The 19,982-nt window shown below is 38.6% G+C and carries 24 protein-coding genes; 6 read left to right on the top strand and 18 right to left on the bottom strand.

What is annotated here, in order from left to right; all coding sequences use genetic code 11:
- Positions 1–429 precede the first annotated feature (429 nt).
- From DVR12_RS03180 to DVR12_RS03105, 16 genes are all read right to left on the bottom strand, one after another.
- Complete coding sequence (locus DVR12_RS03180; protein WP_116973997.1) at positions 430–702, bottom strand: helix-turn-helix domain-containing protein; 273 nt, start codon at positions 700–702, stop codon at positions 430–432.
- A gap of 128 nt (positions 703–830) precedes the next feature.
- Positions 831–1,136, bottom strand: a complete 306-nt coding sequence (locus DVR12_RS03175) for a MarR family transcriptional regulator (RefSeq protein WP_116973996.1) — start codon at positions 1,134–1,136, stop codon at positions 831–833.
- 25 nt (positions 1,137–1,161) lie between these two features.
- Positions 1,162–2,637 (bottom strand): hypothetical protein, encoded by a 1,476-nt coding sequence (locus DVR12_RS03170; RefSeq protein ID WP_116973995.1) that lies wholly within the window; start codon positions 2,635–2,637, stop codon positions 1,162–1,164.
- A gap of 16 nt (positions 2,638–2,653) precedes the next feature.
- On the bottom strand, positions 2,654–3,484 hold the full coding sequence (traN, locus tag DVR12_RS03165) for a conjugative transposon protein TraN (RefSeq protein WP_116973994.1): 831 nt from the start codon (positions 3,482–3,484) through the stop codon (positions 2,654–2,656).
- Between the two features lie 28 nt (positions 3,485–3,512).
- Positions 3,513–4,832 (bottom strand): conjugative transposon protein TraM, encoded by a 1,320-nt coding sequence (traM, locus tag DVR12_RS03160; RefSeq protein ID WP_158563187.1) that lies wholly within the window; start codon positions 4,830–4,832, stop codon positions 3,513–3,515.
- A gap of 40 nt (positions 4,833–4,872) precedes the next feature.
- Complete coding sequence (locus DVR12_RS03155; protein WP_116973992.1) at positions 4,873–6,087, bottom strand: hypothetical protein; 1,215 nt, start codon at positions 6,085–6,087, stop codon at positions 4,873–4,875.
- A 41-nt stretch (positions 6,088–6,128) separates the two neighbouring features.
- A complete protein-coding gene (locus DVR12_RS03150; RefSeq protein WP_116973991.1) occupies positions 6,129–6,587 on the bottom strand; it encodes a hypothetical protein in 459 nt (152 codons plus the stop codon).
- Between the two features lie 3 nt (positions 6,588–6,590).
- Positions 6,591–7,208, bottom strand: coding sequence for a conjugative transposon protein TraK (gene traK / locus DVR12_RS03145; RefSeq protein WP_116973990.1), 618 nt, complete (start codon positions 7,206–7,208; stop codon positions 6,591–6,593).
- A gap of 11 nt (positions 7,209–7,219) precedes the next feature.
- Positions 7,220–8,425, bottom strand: coding sequence for a conjugative transposon protein TraJ (traJ, locus tag DVR12_RS03140; RefSeq protein ID WP_116973989.1), 1,206 nt, complete (start codon positions 8,423–8,425; stop codon positions 7,220–7,222).
- Positions 8,426–8,435: 10 nt separating this feature from the next.
- Positions 8,436–9,074 carry a TerB family tellurite resistance protein gene (locus DVR12_RS03135; RefSeq protein WP_116973988.1) on the bottom strand — a complete coding sequence of 213 codons (639 nt, stop codon included), beginning with the start codon at positions 9,072–9,074 and terminating at the stop codon, positions 8,436–8,438.
- A gap of 6 nt (positions 9,075–9,080) precedes the next feature.
- A complete protein-coding gene (locus DVR12_RS03130; RefSeq protein ID WP_147323400.1) occupies positions 9,081–9,722 on the bottom strand; it encodes a hypothetical protein in 642 nt (213 codons plus the stop codon).
- A 10-nt stretch (positions 9,723–9,732) separates the two neighbouring features.
- Positions 9,733–10,413: a conjugal transfer protein TraI gene (locus tag DVR12_RS03125; protein WP_116973986.1), complete on the bottom strand. Its 681-nt coding sequence runs from the start codon at positions 10,411–10,413 to the stop codon at positions 9,733–9,735.
- 16 nt (positions 10,414–10,429) lie between these two features.
- Positions 10,430–12,889 carry a TraG family conjugative transposon ATPase gene (locus DVR12_RS03120; RefSeq protein ID WP_116973985.1) on the bottom strand — a complete coding sequence of 820 codons (2,460 nt, stop codon included), beginning with the start codon at positions 12,887–12,889 and terminating at the stop codon, positions 10,430–10,432.
- On the bottom strand, positions 12,840–13,217 hold the full coding sequence (locus tag DVR12_RS03115) for a DUF4133 domain-containing protein (RefSeq protein WP_116973984.1): 378 nt from the start codon (positions 13,215–13,217) through the stop codon (positions 12,840–12,842). Before DVR12_RS03115 ends, DVR12_RS03120 begins: the two co-directional genes overlap by 50 nt.
- Before the next feature lie 10 nt (positions 13,218–13,227).
- A complete protein-coding gene (locus DVR12_RS03110) occupies positions 13,228–13,569 on the bottom strand; it encodes a DUF4134 domain-containing protein (protein WP_116973983.1) in 342 nt (113 codons plus the stop codon).
- 64 nt (positions 13,570–13,633) lie between these two features.
- Positions 13,634–14,089: a hypothetical protein gene (locus DVR12_RS03105; RefSeq protein ID WP_116973982.1), complete on the bottom strand. Its 456-nt coding sequence runs from the start codon at positions 14,087–14,089 to the stop codon at positions 13,634–13,636.
- Positions 14,090–14,551: 462 nt separating this feature from the next.
- Between DVR12_RS03105 and DVR12_RS03100 the strand changes: the two genes are divergently transcribed.
- The 5 genes from DVR12_RS03100 to DVR12_RS03080 all read left to right on the top strand — a co-directional run bounded on the left by DVR12_RS03100 (position 14,552) and on the right by DVR12_RS03080 (position 16,956).
- Complete coding sequence (locus tag DVR12_RS03100) at positions 14,552–14,857, top strand: hypothetical protein (RefSeq protein WP_116973981.1); 306 nt, start codon at positions 14,552–14,554, stop codon at positions 14,855–14,857.
- A gap of 74 nt (positions 14,858–14,931) precedes the next feature.
- The gene (locus DVR12_RS03095; RefSeq protein WP_116973980.1) at positions 14,932–16,104 is read left to right on the top strand and encodes a HEPN domain-containing protein; all 1,173 of its coding nucleotides are present in this window, start codon (positions 14,932–14,934) and stop codon (positions 16,102–16,104) included.
- A complete protein-coding gene (locus DVR12_RS28095) occupies positions 16,101–16,325 on the top strand; it encodes a SymE family type I addiction module toxin (RefSeq protein ID WP_116973979.1) in 225 nt (74 codons plus the stop codon). The genes DVR12_RS03095 and DVR12_RS28095 overlap by 4 nt, the downstream gene beginning before the upstream one ends.
- Positions 16,322–16,576, top strand: a complete 255-nt coding sequence (locus DVR12_RS03085) for a SymE family type I addiction module toxin (protein ID WP_116973978.1) — start codon at positions 16,322–16,324, stop codon at positions 16,574–16,576. Before DVR12_RS28095 ends, DVR12_RS03085 begins: the two co-directional genes overlap by 4 nt.
- A 23-nt stretch (positions 16,577–16,599) precedes the next feature.
- The gene (locus tag DVR12_RS03080) at positions 16,600–16,956 is read left to right on the top strand and encodes a hypothetical protein (protein WP_116973977.1); all 357 of its coding nucleotides are present in this window, start codon (positions 16,600–16,602) and stop codon (positions 16,954–16,956) included.
- Between the two features lie 216 nt (positions 16,957–17,172).
- On the opposite strand, the gene DVR12_RS03075 is transcribed toward DVR12_RS03080, so the two are convergent.
- Both DVR12_RS03075 and DVR12_RS03070 read right to left on the bottom strand, forming a co-directional pair.
- Entirely contained in the window at positions 17,173–17,712 is a 540-nt protein-coding gene (locus tag DVR12_RS03075) for a hypothetical protein (protein WP_116973976.1), read from the bottom strand.
- A gap of 65 nt (positions 17,713–17,777) precedes the next feature.
- On the bottom strand, positions 17,778–18,113 hold the full coding sequence (locus DVR12_RS03070; RefSeq protein ID WP_116973975.1) for a helix-turn-helix domain-containing protein: 336 nt from the start codon (positions 18,111–18,113) through the stop codon (positions 17,778–17,780).
- Between the two features lie 569 nt (positions 18,114–18,682).
- On the opposite strand from DVR12_RS03070, the gene DVR12_RS03065 reads away from it, so the two are divergent.
- Positions 18,683–19,954: a TlpA family protein disulfide reductase gene (locus DVR12_RS03065; RefSeq protein WP_116973974.1), complete on the top strand. Its 1,272-nt coding sequence runs from the start codon at positions 18,683–18,685 to the stop codon at positions 19,952–19,954.
- Positions 19,955–19,982 lie beyond the last annotated feature (28 nt).

The raw sequence follows: 19,982 nt of genomic DNA, 5'->3' as shown, positions 1-19,982 counted from the left end.
AGCTTCTCTTATGATACCGTGATACCGTGATACCGTGATACCGTGATACCGTGATACCGTGATACCGTGATACCGTGATACCGTGATACCGTGATACCGTGATACCGTGATACCGTGATACCGAATTGAGAAATTTCTTCTATAATTATAAAAGATCCTGATATCGTCATGGACTAATTCACCATCATGCTTCATACTCTATAAAAAGAATACATACATGATTGATGAACAACTATGAGTTTAGAACTACTTCTCCACTCATTGCGCACTTAAACGCTTTAAGACATAGAAACCATACTGCCGACTGTTAAAGAACTAATACAAATGTACAATTATTAACTGATAGTTACAAATTATTTTCATTAAAAAATCTAAATAATTGATAATCAATCATATTTTAGGATTAAAATTTAAAAATATAATCCTTTCTCACTTCAGTTTTTTCTTCTCCATCAACGCCACAATCTCATTATAGTCATAGTAAGCCAGATTCCCTATCATACTAAACTTCAGCGTACCCTTATTCCGCATGGTCTGCAGCGTTCCGGAGGAAAGGCCCAACATCTTCTTAACCTCGTAGGTTTTCAGCCAACGTTTAGGTTCCTCCTGTTTATTCCTTGCAAACATGGCTTCTAACTCTTGCAATAGCTCTTTCTTAAAGATAAATAGATCTTCCTTTGTTAAAACTTCTATAGTACTCATAAAATCCCTTTTAATGAAGCCAAAGCCCCTGAGAGGGGCTTTGGTAGGTTATCCCCGTCTGCATAGCTTATCGCTGGCAGTGGCACTCCTACCACTGTTTCCTTTTCGGCTATGCAATAAGGTAGGTATCATGCCGCTGTACCACTATTCCATTCAGACATATATACAATGCTACCAAGTACTGGATGATATGATGGCACATATTTTATATATCCCAGGTCGTGCAGATCATTAATGCAGCGTTGATAAGTAGATCGGCTGATTTTTGCCAATTCCAATACCTCTGGTCTGTCAATAGAAACTGGCTCTTCAAAATCATTTAAATTCCATAATTGAAAGAGGGCCATGTATAAGCTAAGATGTGGCGCTCCAATACGATTATCGTTCTTAATGGCTTCGTAGATTTCAGCTAATCGTTCTCTCACTTTATCCATAAAACAAAATTTATCTGATAAGAAATCAGGACTGTGATTGTCCATTACGCTGTCTCTGAGTATTAGTAGTTTGTTGCACCTGGTTATTCGTCTGATCTGTAGACTGATTAAGATCTGCAGCTTTCTTAAGCTCTTCTATATTGGATTTTTGCAGGTTCCCGGTATAAACTCTCAGTGTCTCGTATTTGGGTAGCGCCTCAATAAAAAAACTTTTGCCCGAAACCTCCACATGCTGACGGTTCCCCCTTTCCAGTGAAGCATACAAGGTGTCTGCTTTTTCAGGATCTTTAAGATCACTTATTGGCAATGGACCAACAACCTTTCTGATATCATAACCACTCACAGTCTCCATAGGATGATTACCATTTCTATCTGTTTCCTTAAAGTTCAGATAGGCCCAGGTATCAGTATCTTTATCCAGCAGGAAAGATCTTTGCTGCATGGCATTATAAGCATTCTTTACGGTGATATTACCAATATCCTTATCCTGTGTAAAAGTCTGCCGTTGGATATCTCCGACCTTAGGACGAACAAGCAATTCCATTCCATTTCTGAAAATCATATCACTGCCTTCCCTGGTAGAACGTCTATACGGCAATGTTACCACTGCCAAATCTTCCCCAAACTCCTTAGTAGAATACAGTTTAAAATCCGGTTTACCACTTTTAATGTTCATTGATAATGCTTCATCAAGTGAATCTCCCATTCCTATTTTTCGGAGATCATTTTTATGATACTCCAACACCTTTTCATTCATATCACTGGAAAATTTTTGAGTTAATATTAATTGGTTAGGTTCCTCATACCAAAGCGGCGGAGGAACACCATAGGTTATCCCTTTTATAACATCAGGCAAAGACTTTAGCTCAACACTCCCAAATATTTCAAATCCATCTCTCATATTGGAGGCTTCATGTTCTGCAGCAAGTTGATTTTGACCAAAGGCAAAATCATTTATCGACAGTTCTCCTGATTTGGCATCATAGACCATCCATGAACGGTTATTACATTCTTGCTGAATTTTGTCGTGGACCTCTTGATTTATTGATGCTTCAGGTCCAATTAAAGAAGGATTATCGGAATAAAAGGACACAGGATAAGTCAACGCAAAGGTAGAAGAGGGATTAAATACGGGATCTATTCTCCATTCAGTTTCACCCATTCGACGATTAGGAGGAAAGGCATAACTGACCAGGAAACCTGTATCTCCCATGACATCTCCAGCAGCATCAAATTTCATCATTGTACCTTTGTATGTACCACACAAAGAGAAATCCCTGTAACCCAAGAAATGTTCTGGTTCCGCCTTAATAGCATCGAACAAACCTTGCATACCACTTTGGTAATCGCTGTGAGTACTTATTCTAAAGGTTTCATGACCAATCTCAAAAACCTGATGACCAGGATGCGTATGTTTCATTACCACATAAGAATCTATTACATGATCAGGAATGAACAATACCTTGTCATTTCCACCACGATGTTTAAGATTATTCTCCATAACTAATTATTCAGGATTAAATAATTGGGAAAGCACGAATCAAATGACGATTCTTTATACGCAGTTTTATGCTCCTGCCTCCATCTTTCTCGGTAATCAATAAGTAAAGTTGCTTTTTATCTGGTATTGTAAATTTTGGCACCGCGAAAACAAGGATGCTTTCTGTATTTGCCTTAATTAGTCCAGCATCACCAGAAGTATACGTTGGTGCAATAAACTTTTCCTGGTAGGCAGTGCGCTTAGCCACGTTCTTGTCTCTTATCGAGAAGTTAAGTTGGTCAGTATAAAAATTTATCGCTGAAGAATTCTTCATGCAAACACGAAAATAGAAGATGTCATCTTTGATGTAGATGGAAGTTATGTGTGCTTTGATAGAAAAACTCTTGTCATGCGGCCCATGCCCTTTTCTACTTGCCATTCTTACCAGATCAGCATTTCTCTCAACATTTTCTACCTTGATGGTATCGGTAGATAGTACTGCAGGATACTCCTTATTGTCGTCAGGAATTTTCCGAAAACGTAGATTTAACACGGAAGGAGAACTCTCATAATAAACCAAGAAGGAGTAAAACCTACCATCTGCAGTAACAACACTTAGGTTTGTTTCTTTAAAGTCTTCCTTACCAGCCTTCAATTGTAAAATATTTTTTACTCCCTTTGCCTTCTGTACCATTAGATCTCTACTACCACGATCCACTGATGTTACAGCGTAAGGAAATATAAGATTCGAAGTTTTACTGTAAGAAACAGCTACCCGTAAAGGTTTTAAATTATCGTAATACTGTGCCATAGCTGGCAACTTTCCTATGCAGAACAACACTGCAATTCCAATTACACATTTCATCATCACTTAGGAATTTAAAGTAAACAGAATACTATCCCTGTCGGTTTCTCAATAACACCTGATATCCGGCCTTAACAGTAACCTTTATTAGCTTTACCTTTTTGCTTAACAGAGATTTCGCAGTTTCAATACCTGCACTTGCTGCCTGAACTCCAAGCGAAGGGTCCATTGACATGATTGGCATACTTTGAATGGTCTGATCAGCGGAGTTTTTCGAAACGTCTCGGGCAATTGCACCTGGCACATAAATACCAGCCATTCCATCCTGATCATATACGGCCAGGGCTACGGACAGAATAGTATTATTAGTGCGGATAGAATTAATCTCTACCTGCAACCGTTCTCCGTTAACTGCAACAGCACCATAAACGTAGCTATTCTTGGGAACAAGCCTACCCGCAATATAGACATCATTAGTAATTCTCATCTTCAACGTTGACCCAGAGACTAAAGTTTGATACTCAGGAATCTCAGCAGAAATGGCGTTATCTTCTTCTTCAGGAAACAAACCATCATCGATAGAATAAAACCTGTTTGATGGTAATTCTATTTCCACACCTGAATCTTTTGGAGCATTTGATGCATGTTTATCTATTGAAGAAACAGTAATATTATCATCGTTAGCAACATTAACAGGATAAGCTACTTCCTTATGTTCAGCCGATAGCTTCCTCACCTTCTCCCTTACACGGTCTGGATATTGGATATCCAGGATCTTATCCAGCATTCCGTCAAGTTTTGCCATCTCTGGATCATCCTGATTTCCATCCTGTAGAGATTTCATCATTTTCTCTAATTGTTCAACATCGGCAGATACGGCAGATGGAATATTAGTACCCCCACTGTTATCTTTAACAACATCGGCATTATGGATGCTTGTTTCTTTTTGACTCATTACCCTATTCAATTCATCCAATTTCTGCTGTACCATAGTAACATTTTTATCAGTTACCGGTTTTTCACCATATGGAGCCTCCACCACTCCCGCCCTATTCGCTGACACAACATTATCCTTCTGTGCAAATGATGCAAAATCCAAATCCTTTGATTCTACATCAGCCTTATTCTCATAATTAGGATCACGTCTGGCCACCTCTCTCCACTTTGCAGAATCTCTATCAGATTTCTCATAATAATCCAATTTGCTCATATGGCTATCATCTTGCAACACAGGCGCTGGAAGTTCATAATTCAAAGCATCTTTCTGCTTTACCACTGATGCCGCTAATCCCTTACCACCACCTAATAGAGAGAAAAAAATAGTTATAAACGGAAAAACAATCAAAGGCAGAACGACTGCAAATTTCCTCTCTCTCAAAAATTCTTCTGATATCTCATGCTTATTTTCCATAACACACATTTTAAAACCAACAACACATTTAAAGCATAAATTAAGATGGCGTTTGCCCTTTGCTTTGTTTAGTACCAGTATTTAGATCCACTCTATGGTCACTAAACTCATTATTATGGCTCACACCGGCTGCACTCTTCAATTCTTGAATAGTAGATTTTTGCATATTTTCTGTATACACACGCAGGGTATCGTATTTGGGTTGAGCCTCGACAAAAAAATTCTTCCCTGAAATTGCAATTGCCTCACGATTTCCACTTTCCAATGAAGCATAAAAGCTATCCGCTTTCTTCGTATCTCTCAGTTCTTCTATTGGCAGCGCACCTAGCACTTTTCTTAAGTCATAGCCCTTTACCGTCTCTATCTGATGATTACCATTTTGATCTGTTTCCTTAAAATTCAAAAAAGCCCAGGTATCGTTGCTTTTATCCAGCAGAAAAGACCTTTGTTGCATGGCGTTATAGGCATTTTCTATTGTAATAAATCCATCTTTGGGTGTATCAAAAGATTGACGTTGAATCTCCCCTGTTGCTGAACACAATAGTATTTCCATTCCATCTCTGACCATTGAATGATTATCACTTGCATCGGATCTCTTGTATGACAGATTAATTACAGCTAAATCATCATCGAACCACCACGTTTCAAACAATTGAAACTGCCGTCTATCTCCTGTAAGATTTACAGCAAGTGCATCATCCAAAAATTTACCTAAGCCTAAATTCCGGAGATCATTTTTATGGTATTCAAAACCTCTGTTATCACAGGCAAAATCAGTTTCTTTGTGGAAGTGAACCGGATTGATATTTGCAAAATCAGGTAAACGAAAGAAATAGTTATCTGGATCATTAATAATTATCGGTTTACAAGGGTTATAATCTTCCAAGTACTCCCAGTGACGATCCCGTGTATCAACATGCCATTCATAACACATATGTGAAACTATCATCCCTGTTGATTTGACCACCTCTGCATACTTATCCAATTCAAAGTCCATATTTTTAAAAGAGGCAAAAACAGAGATACTTAGATATCTGCAATCTTTGGTATCTTCACTCATCTTAGCTTTAAACATGCAATTGTATGCCTCTAGCAGATCTGTAGTACGACCGATCTCACTAATTTCACCATATTCAGAAATCAATCCCATTGGCTGAAAATCACGGACAACTATATATTGATCTACTAATTCGTGCGGAAAAACTGATAAATTTTCCCACCTTCCACCAATCATTCTAATATCACGTTCACCCATAAAAACAAATTAGCGCCTACATTACAATTAAAACCTACCACTCATGGTTCAATAAGATCCAGACTATCAAAAACACCCTTGTGCCTAGCATACAGACTGTCATATACCTTTCGCCCATCTGAAGTGCTTTTTAAACTATCAACATAATATCTAAAGGCGGCAATACGCTGGTAACTCTCACTTTTTTTGGGATCACCAGGAACATGCAAAGGCATTTTGTGGGGAACAGTATGTTTGGGAATGCTGATTTGTGCCGGCAACACAGGTATATGATTTAACACAATACCCAGGTAGGTAAACAAACCAGCTCCCAGACAGAAAAAAGCAACTATCATCATCTTTTGGTAATGCTTTGGCACATGAGTGAACATCGCCCCCCATCTATCCAGGTGTCGTTTTACGGGTCCAAGTAATGTATAACACCACTTATCCAACCATTCATAACCCCCACCCTGCGGAACTTGCTCAATTTTCTTTTTACCTTTCCAACTCCACTTCATACATTAACGATTAATTATACTCAGATCATTATTCTGAAGGATAGACCAATGTAGTATCAGAAAACCATGCGAATTATTATCTGTACTCTGGGCATCCTGCAGATACCCTTCTGTAATAAGGCTCCTGGTAGTTATACTTGTAGGACGCTTAATCTTAATTGTCGCATAGCACTTAAAATAATAGGGCGTTTGATTAAAGTCGATCTGTACACTATCTACCTCTATGCGCTGACTTACATTGCCGGAAATAACATTGGTATAAAATCCAGATTCTTTCAGACTTTGATATCTTTCCTTTGCAGATCCATCAGCCAAATACATGGCTTTCGTCAGATTTTCCTGAATACTCCTTTCATCAGGATCTAGTGTAAAGAAAAGTCGGTGAAACTCCTTTACATGCGCCCTTGCTTCCACCGGTATATAGTTCTTTCTATCATCAGAAAATGCCTCTATAACTTTATCACCATACAACACATAAATCTTACCTTGTACCTTAGCCGCCAAATCATAGCTTTTATAGTAGCAGAAACATGAAAAAAGCAGATTACCCAGAATCATCACAATTGTATAGGTCCGGATGTACTTGAAAGCGCTATCAATATTTTCTAGTTGTTTAAACATACCCACACAGTTTACTTACCAGCTATAGAATCGTACATATGAGAACCAGCATTACCTGCTGCACGGCCAATACTTCCTGTTAACCCACTACCAGAACTTTTACCTGATAAACCATCACCAATGTCACCAGGTGCATTAGCAATATTTGCCGCTCCTTGTGCAATCCTGCCTGCTCCACCAGAAGCCACGGACGTAGTAATCCCGGTAATTTTCTGCAATAATGGATTGGCACCCCCTACGTGAATGATATATCCAGCTATACTTGGAACAGTGAAGTATCCAATAATTCCCATTATCAAAAAGATAATATAAGCAGTGTCATTGGCCCCAAATGCTGTATCACCGTATTTCTTAATCTGCTCCACATCAAGTTTAATCATGTTAATCTGAATCTTATTGATGATCGCTCCAAAGATATTGGCTACAGGCAACCACATATAATAGTTTATATACCGCCCTATCCAACTTACAATAGACTGCTGAAAACCATCTAGTATGCTCAACCCGAAGACAAGTGGACCCAAAATTGCCAGTACAATCAGATAAAAAATACGCACCGTATTTACACACAGGGAAGCAGCTTGAAACAGCACTTGTAAAACCTCAGACATAAACTGCTTTATAGAATTTTTAATTCCGTAGGCTGTTTGTTCAATGCTAAATCTAAGATCATTACCAATTCGTTCAAACATACCTTCCTTGGATCTGGCAGTATCATTTGGATGATAGTATTTATACCATTTATCCTTATCGCCCTTCCCATCGGCCCCCACATACATTTTGTATACATCTGTTTCTTTAATTGCTTGCTCTTTTTCTTGTAGCAAAACAGCAATGGCCGTATCGGAATCATGTACGATGGCAGCAGTAGCAGTAACGGTAGGCTTCAACACACCATTCATTACATTTAGTACCTGAGGAAACATACCAATTAAGATGGTGATAACAAATGGACGTAGCAATGGATAAAGGTCTACTGATTCAGCACGGGCAATCTGCCCCCAAACCCTACTTGATATATACCAGATGGCAGCAAAACCACCGATAGCCTGACCGATACCTGTCAACTCACTACACAATGGCATCATATCATCCATCAGCTTATCTAATACTGCGTGTAGCCCTCCAACCCCTTCAGATGCCCCTTGAGCATAGCTATGGCCAGGAATTAACAATCCTGCAACCAGGACAACAAAGATCAATCTTGCACATTTCATAACTAACGATTTAGTTCCCGATACCATAAAGCATACGAATTAATCCCACATCATTTCTCTCCTTAGCACGTTGCTGGCCCAACAACTTGGCACCTGAATTAAATTCCTGCAGGAAAAGATACTTATCTTCGATATCTGCATATATTCGATCAATACTAGCCAAACGCTCGTCATCAGACATCCTTAGTTTACTTGCAGTAATAGCCATTAACAGTTCATCGAGATTTTTCAAGCTCTCATTAGTTAATTTTCCATAAACACCAGACATATACTCCAACTCTTCCAGACTAAATAAACTGCTACTTCTGAAGCCACTGTATGCATCCTTGTACTCCTTTAAAATAGCTGTCTGAATGCGGATAATATCTTGTACATGCTTATAGTTCTTAATTGCAGGATTTACCGCCATCAGTCCATTCAAGAAAGTTTCATGTAAATTGAAATTACCTTCAGATAAACTCTTTATAGTATTGTATCCCTTGCTTACAATTTCATATCCCTGGTACATATTCTGCAGAATACTTTTCAACTGGCTAAGTTTCTGGATATTTAGTGCCAGTTGAGCCAACTCATCTGCCTGCGCCCTTACCGGTATGGTAACATGGAGCATTAGCAATAAAAATATCATCGTAACAAAAAACGTCTTCATAACATCTCATTTTAATCCATAAATCTGGCGAACCATATTCGCATCTGATTTTTCGTTTATCCGTTGGCGTTTTAAAACTAAAAGCTCTTGCAGGAAGGTATTAACAAACTCGTCTCGGTCAGATACATCAGCATAAATACCATCTAAGCGGCTTAATCTTTGATCATCTGTTAACTGAAGTTTTCCAGGAACCGCAACAGCCATAAATTGACTCAAAGAACCTTCGTTCTCCCGTTGAATATTTTGCATAATAGTATTGATGTAGGCAACATCTTCAGCATTATACCAATCTTCAGCTCCAACTCTTACCATAACCTGTGCGCATACTTTATCTATCCGAGAAATAGAAGATAGTAATAGTCCTGTCTTAGAATAATGAATGATAGATGAATTAACCAATCCAAGTGACTTAAAGAAAACATCATGCAATGTAAAATCTCCGTCTTTTATCTTTGATATTGTATTCAAACCTGTCTTCGAAATATTATATCCTTTCTTCAGGTAACCTAAATACTGTTGCAGCAAAGCGACCTGTTTGGCCAGATATTCACGCTGTGTCTTCTTCTGCTGGAACCATTCCGCCGTGGTTTGTGCCTTTACCGCAACAGACAGCAGTACTATAATTATCAGTAACACAAAACTTTTCATAACCAACCGTTTATTTAATTCCATAAAGCCGCTTCACCATATCCACCTCCTGAATTCCTTTAGACCGTTGAATACTGATCCCAATATTAAAATCCGTGAATTGCTTCAATGCCATTCTATTTTCTGTAATCTGATCGGCAGCATCTGATATGATCTGTAACCTTTTCCCATCAGACATCTGAGTACTAAAAGAATTAATCACCAACTGTAGTTGATCTATATTATTCAGGCTTTCAGTTAATATACCAGCGTACACCTGGTACATATACTCAATCTCCTGCTCAGTAAAATGGTTATCCTGTTTTAACATCTGAATGGAACGCTGATATTCATTTACCAACGCTACCTGCTGCGCTATTACATCCTTCACTTTCTTGTAGGTAGAAATAGCATTTTTCACCTTCCACAGCTCATCGAAATATCCTGCATATAACTGTCGCTGCTTCTCTGTCCAGTTTCCTATTTCTTCCAGCTTCAGCTTAGACAAAGTATTTTCCAGGGTCTTTTGTACATTCTGTAACGCAATGGTATTGTTCTGCAGACGCTGTACTTGTAGATCCATTGCCTTAATAACCTTTTTTAGCGCGGCTTTAACTACAACCCAAACAATCGCATGGCTCTTTTGAGTTGGCATTATTACCAGAAAACAGCTTAGCATCAACATCAACCAAATCCTTCTTACACTTTTCATAAACAACAGTTTACAGTCAGGCAACATCTCTCACCAGCGCGGCAATTCCTTGTTCTATATCACCACCATATCTGGCTGCATAATTCAGTACTTTTACTTTTTCCGATTCCTCCGTGGTATAAGCATAATACTCTTCCGGGGAAGGTTCAAACCTATATACCTTCATAATCTGTCCGCCCAAATCAATGAATACTTCTCGATATCGGCGGCCAGGTTCATTTGATCGGTTAACCGACAACACCATATCTCTAGCCTTATCAGACAAGCCAAGCATCATCTGTATTTCCTGAAATTTGTTTTGAAACTTGCGTAGATCCAGTAGTATTTTACAATCAGCATTGGAAATAATGGCTTCCTTAACAATATTGGAACTGATAAGGTCCATCAACTCCTGGGTAACAGTTATCGCCTCACCAAAATGCTTCCTAACGGTCTTGTACAAATACTTCATAAATTCAGCCATACCGCTACGCATAATGGCCTTCCATGCTTCTTCTATTGTAATGACCTTATGCACACCTTTCAGCTTACGCATTTTAGAAATAAACATTTCCATTACCAGTAAGGTAACTGCCGGGAAGAGAATTGGATGATCTTTTATATTATCCAATTCAACCACAACAAATCTTTCTTCCAACAGATTAAGATTTTCTCTAGCATTTAGCAGATAGTAATACTCTCCCCCCTTGTAATAGGGTTTTAGAACATACAACAGGTTATTGATATCAAAATCCTGTCGCTGTACTCGTTCACTCTCCAATACGGGTATATAATCGGTTTGAAGAAATTCATAAAAGGTATCAAAACAAGCAAATATTGACCGATCACTTTCCAGTTTGTCATAGTAGAGCTGCAGAGCATTTGATAGTGCTACATACTCAGAGCGTTTAAAAGATTCATCTTCCCGCTTCCATAACGCCAGCAGCAAGGTTTTAATAGACTCCTTCTTTTCAATATCCAACACATCATGCTCAGAAATATAAAAGGGGTTAAAGCTTATTGGCGATTCTTCTGTATAGCTGAAATAATAACCATTCACCAGCTTACACAAACCTGTATAGCTTCCTCCCACATCCAGGATAACGATGTGACTTCCCTGTTCATAATAGCTACGCAGCAACGCTTGCATAAACATGCTTTTACCAGAACCACTACCTCCAATTACTATCTTATTGCGGTTGGCTATCTGTGAAAGCCGCATAGGCTCGTGCGTTATATCCACATTTAGTGGCTTACCTGTCTGACGATCCCCTAGCCGTATTCCAAATGTACTAGGACTACTACGGTAGGCTGTCTCCAATGTCAAAAAACAACAAGCCTGCTCACAAAAGGAATCAAAGCAATCATTTTGCGGAAAATCGCCTTCGTTACCCGGCATCGCTGCCCAATAGATCTGCGGCGCACCTATAATCTCCTGCTTAGTAGAAGCATCCATCGCTGCAAGTGCCGTGGCAACCTTATTGCGGATATCCTTTAGTTCATCCTTATCAGAAGACCATACACAAAGATTAAAATGGGCTTTTACAGGTAAGCGTTGGTCGCTCACTGCTTCCTGCAGGAAGGCATCCACGGCATCCCTTGCAACAGCATTACTACGGCTGTAGGCAGATAATGACTGCAGACGTAATTTTTTCTTTTCCAGTTGCTGGATCTTCTTGGCAGGATCAGTAATAATGATAAATTGATTATACAGATGATCGCAAGGCAAAAGCTGTCCTAAACTAGCAGCAAAACCCACACTATATTTATAGTTGTCTGAGGAATATTTATCATAGTTAATTCTGCTACCGCATAGTCCTGGCAGGTGTTCTGTATCAGAGAGCGTATATACTTGCAGGTAATCATCACCAATTCTGATATCATCACCAAAGAGGATATCCTTACTTATAGGATTGGTATCATCTGGCAATAGGTTACAATACCTTTCGATAAGCCCTGCCTTAGTACCACTACTAATCAGGTCTTTATTTTCCAATCGTTCAAGGCGGATCATCCCGCAACCTTCCAGAATACTCTTAAACTGGCCGGCACTATCAAAAAATTCCCGGATCACATTTCTGTCCTGGTGTGCTGCCGGAATAATTGACCTTTTGCACAGATTCGAAAACACAGAACTGGACGGTCGTCTATCACTAACCATCTTTGTCAACATGATATAACAGCGATGGTCCAGAAAAGGACGTTCATTAAAAAACCGGGTACTACTCCGGGAGAGAAAAGATTCCTGCTCTCCCCTACCCACTCCCGAATATTTCTTATTTATGTACCAATCCTGCTTATGAAAAACAGTATGGGTTGGCAACACTTTCATTGCCTTTATAAAAGCCTGATGTATTATTTCATACTCAGTAGCAGACAGCGTAAATATTTCCGGTAACTGCACTTCATACACGACTGTTACATCAGCATTTTTTGACAAGATGGCATCATGCTCTACCCCCATTATCGGCAACATTTCGTTCATCACTCTTTCCATACACACCATTTAAATTGCCAACAAAAAGATCTCTATTTCTGGCTGCACGTATACTCTTTGGCACACTACGTCTTGCCAGTTTTTTTGTTAATCCATACTCTCCATACTTATGACTAAGTTTATAGATCCACATTGCCCAGGAGGCACCCGCAGACAACCCAATCACTAAACAGACATAAGTATTAATCCGGCAGGAATAAAGGATAACAAATAATATCAGTACTCCAAATACACCTACCGCCATATACCAGATATACTGTGCCTTTAAGCCCTTAAACTCTAAGGGGCGGTTGATACCTTTATTGATTGAATAGACACTATTTGCCATACAACATGCTTTACGTAGTGATACCAAAAAAGCTGCGTAATACAGTGGCAACTACAACAAGAAAAATACAGCTTCCAAACCATGCACTGGCCACGCGGCTGGTGTCCGGATCTCCCGACGACCATTTTTGATATACCTTCACAGCTCCGATTAGTCCAACAACGGCACCAACCCCGTACATCAAATCAACGCCAGTTGCAAAATAGCTACGCACTTTATCACTGGCTTCTTTGATGCCTGCTTTACCATCTTGGGCATCGGCAGATAGATAAATCAATTCCAACAATAGCGTAGTACCAACAAGCAACACAACATTCCTGTGTTGTTTTAAATTCAACCACCTCACTTTCATAAACACACATTTTAAAATCACACACAGACGCTTTACATAGCATCACCCAAAAGGGCAGATTACACTACCACAGCATTTTTACTTCATTTTCAGCAAGACTATCAGATCCAAGTCTTTTACATTCTGAGAGAATCACATTGTTAATTGCAACCTGGAAGGCAGGAACATTAAGCTCAGGGTATTCTGCGATAAGCTTTCTTAAAATTGCGACCAGCCCCGCTTTACTATACTTTTCTTCTTTTGCTACCTCTACTACCATCTTAATTCTTGATGAAAGATCGATAGCCAGAGAAAATGGATCAATAGCACGTTCTTTCACTATTGGAATTTCAGGAGTATCAAATAACGATAGTTGACCAGGAGAAGTACTTTCATTTTCCAGTGGCTTTGCAGGACTCTTGCCATTGATAAAATTTCTCACTTCTCTTCTGTAATAGCGCGCAATTACATACAGATAATAAACTGCTAAAAGAAGGGCGGCTACCAGCAGGTAGCACGCCCATGAAATTGAACTCAACATAGGCCGACTATTATTTACACCACTCAAACCACCACACAGCCTATGCGAGAAGTACACCATCCTTTCACACTATCAACTGCATCTGGTACTTTCAACTTTACAATTGCAAATATGGGGTTGATTGAAAGCGAAAAAACCTAGCAACACTAGTAGTAGGGAGGGTAACTATGTGTTTATCAGATTATATATTTTTGGAAATAATTCGTTTCACCGCAATATTTTTTCTACTTCCGAAGATTCAACCATATAGGCTCATACAGAAATGCGGTTTACCTCATTCAGAAATAAACAGGTTAATTGATTTGGTAGTATTGATGATTTTCCTATTTTTAGGATCACATTGAAACTGCCAATATCATTTTGGCCATCTACCTTATCTCTTCTCCAATCTAATATTAACCCGAATAAATTCGGCTTAAAGCCGTTGGGGCATACCTATGCCCTCAAAAAAACGCAGACTATATGGAGAAGATTAAAAAATTGTTTTTACTACTTGAATTATTCCTTCAGCAACCAGAGGATAAACGGCAACGAAAATCCTGGGAAATGTTTAATTCTTTGTTTATTATTTTCCCACCGGAAACTGTGGAAGGAATGATAAACAATATGACAGCATACTCCCAGGAAAGAGAAGAAATTTCTGAGGAGGAAAAATTACAACTACTTGTATTTAGCAAGTACTTAAATGTAACATTGAAGATGTTACATAAGGAAGTGGAAAAGGCTTCATCTACAAAGCCTTTCAGCGGAAACCTATTTTCCGAATAATTTAAATAAGCAACCATTAAATATCGGCTTATTCCCAAAATAGCTGTAATCACTTTAAGTTAAAACAAAAATTTATGTTTGACAGAACCGAAAAATGGCCTGATTGGTTAAACCAGCCTTTTAAACTCAATTCAAATGAAATTGAAAATCCATTGTCTGTTTTAGAAGATTTCTTTGATCATGATCATTTATACGGCAGTAGGTATTGTCTTTGGGAAATGCTCAGGTCAACTATTACCGGGAGTTACTTCAATGGTTTATCTGCCAAGGAGCGAGATGATATGGCACACTTCTATGAATTGTTAGAACGGTTAATTGAGGCCAGCTATCTAATCAATGAACATAGAAGAACAGGCAAGATCAGCTATATTCAAAAGACGCTACCGGTATTCAAACCATACAGATCACAGGAAGACTACACGGATGAAAATTACATTCTTGATATATTAAAATATATCGGAAGTCAAATACCCGAAATAGATAAAATCATACTTATAAAATACCATTCTCGTATAGATTACAGAGCTTCTATTCTGGTACTAACTCACCAAACTTTTGGGATAACTCATGAGCAGATTTACAAAATAATAGACGACTTGTTACCTGCAGATTGGCCATTGCATGTTCTGGTCAGATCCGCTAAAGAAGCATACAGCTTATGGAAAGAAGGTAATATTTTCTTTAACCGGGTAATCTTTCAAGATGCTATAAAGTATGATGCAAACAACACAACTCTTCCATTACCTACTATCTATTCTATTGATAATGTAAAACAAAATGCAATAAAGAAATTTGAACGTATTAGTTCAGTAGTACCGGGGTTCATACAAGGGGCCAGAAATTTTGAGGTAGCAAAACACAATGAACTTTCAGCATTCTGTCTACATCAAGCAGTAGAGCATACCATAAGGGCGTTATCATTATCAATTATTGGAATTACAGTAAGTAAACATAATCTCATCACTCACCTGCGGCTATCGCTGTTCCTTACAGAAGATATGGTCAACATCTTTCATACTGAGGACTTCACAGTAGACGAATCTTTTAGTTTGCTAAACAGGGCATATTCAGGGTCAAGATACATAAAGGAAAACCCACTCGTTATCTCCGATGATCAGTTAGCGCTAATGTTCAGGAAAGTAACTGAATTCATAGAAATGACTACCAGAACCTTCCAGGAATCAATCAGCCAAATTGGGGAATTATCATCTTCTACTTACCTGGTCAACCAAAATACTCAATTATGAAATCAAATATCAGAAACGCAAAACTCCACACAAAAATAGTTCCGCGATTAATAGAACCAGTCGAAGTTCCCTGGCTTAACCTCTCTGGGCAATGGTTAGCAAAGGCGGGCTTTCACGCTGGTGACAATATTTCTATTATAGTATCTCGTAATTATTTACGTATAACCAAATTGGACACCCAAGGAAAAGGTATCTCCGTTAATCAAAACGATATCAAATGAAAACATCGCACTTCGATTCAATTATCCATGTCACTTGGCGGACTATCAGTGGCAATGGTTCGGGAATGAATATACCTCAGATTATACTATCAGGAAAATGGCTGAAAGCCGCCGGGATTAGTCCAGATGACAAACTACGTATTCGTATAACACCTGGAAAACTGACGCTTCTACCAGCCAATCCCATACCCAATACTAAGCGGCAGGCCAGGATATATTTAAGACACCTCAATAAGGTATCAAACCATTGATTAACCTAAATAAGACTTAACAGATGCTTACCTACTCAAAGATGCAAATTATTGAAAAGTGTACTCACTTTCTCAAAGCGCGGCAAGACAGGTATCCACCATTTATTTTTGAAGGCACTTATGTGTATGCTCAGAAAATAGCTGAAGAGAAGATTGGTCCAAAGCCTAACATCTATATAATCTCTTTCCTGAATGGAAGTAAGTTATTGGTGAAGGCCCATCGAAATTTTGAACAATCTTACTTCAATGAGTTGAAAACTGGTAAAATTTATCACGCTAACCAAAGAGACATTGAAGGCTATTATAAATGTTTGGTCGTCAGTGATGAAGACATTGATATCCCTGTCCACCTACGGCCATTACAGGATCAAATACTTTAAGAATAGGGGTTAGGACATACATAAAGAATAAGGCAACGTTTAGTCTTACTCAAGCCTTCATTTTAATTATTTTTTTAGACTACTTCAAATATGCAGCATTAAGTACTGCAACGGTCTTTTGTCCATTGTTTAAATCACAAATCCACAGTTATGGTGTATAGTGATCGTTCTAGGGTGTAAAAAAGGCAACGTGCATTCTTGCACAAAGCCTTTCTTTTATTCTATCATAAAATCCAGGTCTGGTTGTTCTACTATCCTCCAGCCATCATCATAGAGAGCGAAATAAGCTTTTCTATTAAGTTTAGGTTCTATTTTCAAAGTAGAAATTGGAACAAACGGAGATACATTTTTATACACTAAAGTATATTCAACAATTGCTTTGGTGTCATTTTTTAACAACCGCATACCAGTAATCGCATCGAAGTGTTGTTCTGCCAACTTCACCCTCTGCATATGAATCTTCTTATCCTTTTCCGATGTTTCCAGTAGAAATGGTTTGGATTTATCTGTAAATGTAACAATTGGAGATCCTAATTCTTCATAACTTACTTTATGCTTGACAGTTACAAACCCCTCCTTCTCTAAGTCGGTATCAATAAGCTTTGCAGCCTCTTCCGGGTTTGCTGTATAAATATTCCAGTCGATGGTATATGGATATCTAGCTTGAATTAATTCAGCGGCCTTTTCTCTGCTTAACTTCTTAGAACCGCATGAAACAAGAAATAAACCTAGTACTAGGATCGATAGCGCTTTCATATCATGGTTATTTAAGGTTACAAAAAAATCAAGGGAATTCTGGCTAACAGTACTAATTTACAAATCTATCTCTTTCTTTTAGTCACTTTTCTTAGTTGTTCAAAAACTTCCTCATCAGAAATACTTTCACAGTAATGAATAAACGTACTTAACGGAACGCCTAAAGCTTCAGCGATATACTCTAATGTCGAATACTCAGGGTTACGTTGGCCTTGCTTTATAAGGGTAACTGCATTTTTTGCTACACCTGAGGATGCAACAAGATCTGCTTCACTTTTGACCAGGTTTAGGTCTTCAACCCCATTCAGTTTATTTTCCTTTGCCTTTTTCTTATTATTATCAAGCCATTTCGTTAAACCTAACCCCAACCTATATGTGTAAAATTCTTTGTTTTTTTCCATTGTTGGAAAATGGCTCTTTTGAAAAAATATTTCACCCCACGATTGTGGGGTGAAATGAAATTTTTCTTATCTTTACTATGAAATACAATTACGATTCAAAAATGATAACAGATTTCAATAATAAATTTATAGACAGCATAGTATTTGAAAATACATCTTGATGTTGTATTTTGCGATATTATAACTAGATGATATTTAGCGATTTGCTTTCGTTTCGGCGCTCTACAAACTACGACCTTGAATTGCGCACACCCGAATCCTGAGTAAAACGCTCACGCTACCGCGTGGGCGTCTTCTATATTCGGTGTGCGGGTGTCGTAGCCCAGTAGAGCCGGAGAGGGAGACTGCCCCACGCTTTTTTTTTGCCCTCCCTGCAAATTCCTTCTTAGTAAATAATCTCGCACCAACTAATCTGGATACTTATTTTTTTTCGCTTTCGATTGAGAAAAGATAAGGCAGCCCGTGAATATCTATTCACATGGGCTTACTACGCATTTCATTAAACTTCAAATATTTAGACCACACCAGGACAACTTAAAACCAATTCATAACGCTTAAAACTCTTTATCATGAAAAGAATATTTTTCTTGATAGGGCTGCTATTGCCATGCCTCGCCCATTCCGGCCTACCCAATATAACCGCCCTGAGGATCGGAGATTATCTACCAAGCATCACCACATCCGCCACCGTAAACATTCCAGGGGGCAAAATATCGCTTGATAACTATAAAGGGAAACTAGTTATACTAGATTTCTGGGCAACGAACTGCAGTAGTTGCATAGCTGGCCTCAGTAAACTGGATAGTCTTCAAAAGCTCTTTGGTGATCAGATTCAAATAATCTCGGTTACCAGCGAAAAAAAAAGTGTAGTAAAGAAGTTCTATTCTAAAACCGTAGTCCAACGCCCTCCCCTTCCTACCATAACCGATGACAGCTTGCTGCATAAGTACTTTCCCTATGCAACAATCCCGCATCTTGTTTGGATAGACAAAACAGGGAAGGTTATCTCATTTACATATTCGGAATATTTAACGGCTGAGAATATACGTAGTGTACTTTCTGGTAATGAAATTAACCTTCCCCAGAAAACAGATAAAATTCGCGACTATTCTCTTCCGTTCTTAAAACCGGATATTCCCTTATTCCCGGAGGCACCTACTTATTACAGCACAATTACCGGCTACGGTGTAGGGCTTGTAACCAAATCAGGTATCGATATCGATAGCTCACATCAAACGATACGTAGATATGCTACCAATTGGTCTGTAGTAGAGTTGTACTTAATGGCATTTAACAGGTTAATAAATTTCCCCCGTAATCAGGTTATATTAAACCTGGCAAATCCGGGAAGATATTTATATACTCCGGATCAGGGATACAAATATGATTGGGAACGAAAGTATGCACATTGCTATGAGCTACGTTGCCCATTAACTACTACCAGGAGCGAGTTACAAACCTATATGATACAGGATTTAAATCGTTATCTACACATATCAGCAACGATAAAGAGTATTCCAGTATCCTGCCTGATTTTAAGACAGATTATACCTGCATTACAAATTCATCATTCAAATAATAAGACCTCTGATACTACAGGCAATGATCTTCATGTAACCGGTAGCACCGTTAGTGCATTACTATATCAACTTAACAATGTACAGGGAATCCCACCCATCATTGATTCCAGCGGAATATGTAAGGTGCAAAATATCGAAATAAATATTCCTCATAGAAGCATCCACGCTTTAAAAGCTGCCTTCGCTGACTACGGCTTTACACTAACAGAAGAAATACGATCTATCGATATGCTGATCATCACAGACCAACCCGTTTTGTAAGAATCAACCACCAACCAAAACTCCACGA

Source organism: Chitinophaga silvatica, from assembly GCF_003419895.1.
GTDB classification, from domain to species: domain Bacteria; phylum Bacteroidota; class Bacteroidia; order Chitinophagales; family Chitinophagaceae; genus Chitinophaga; species Chitinophaga silvatica.
This window is presented reverse-complemented; position numbering and strand designations above follow the sequence as displayed.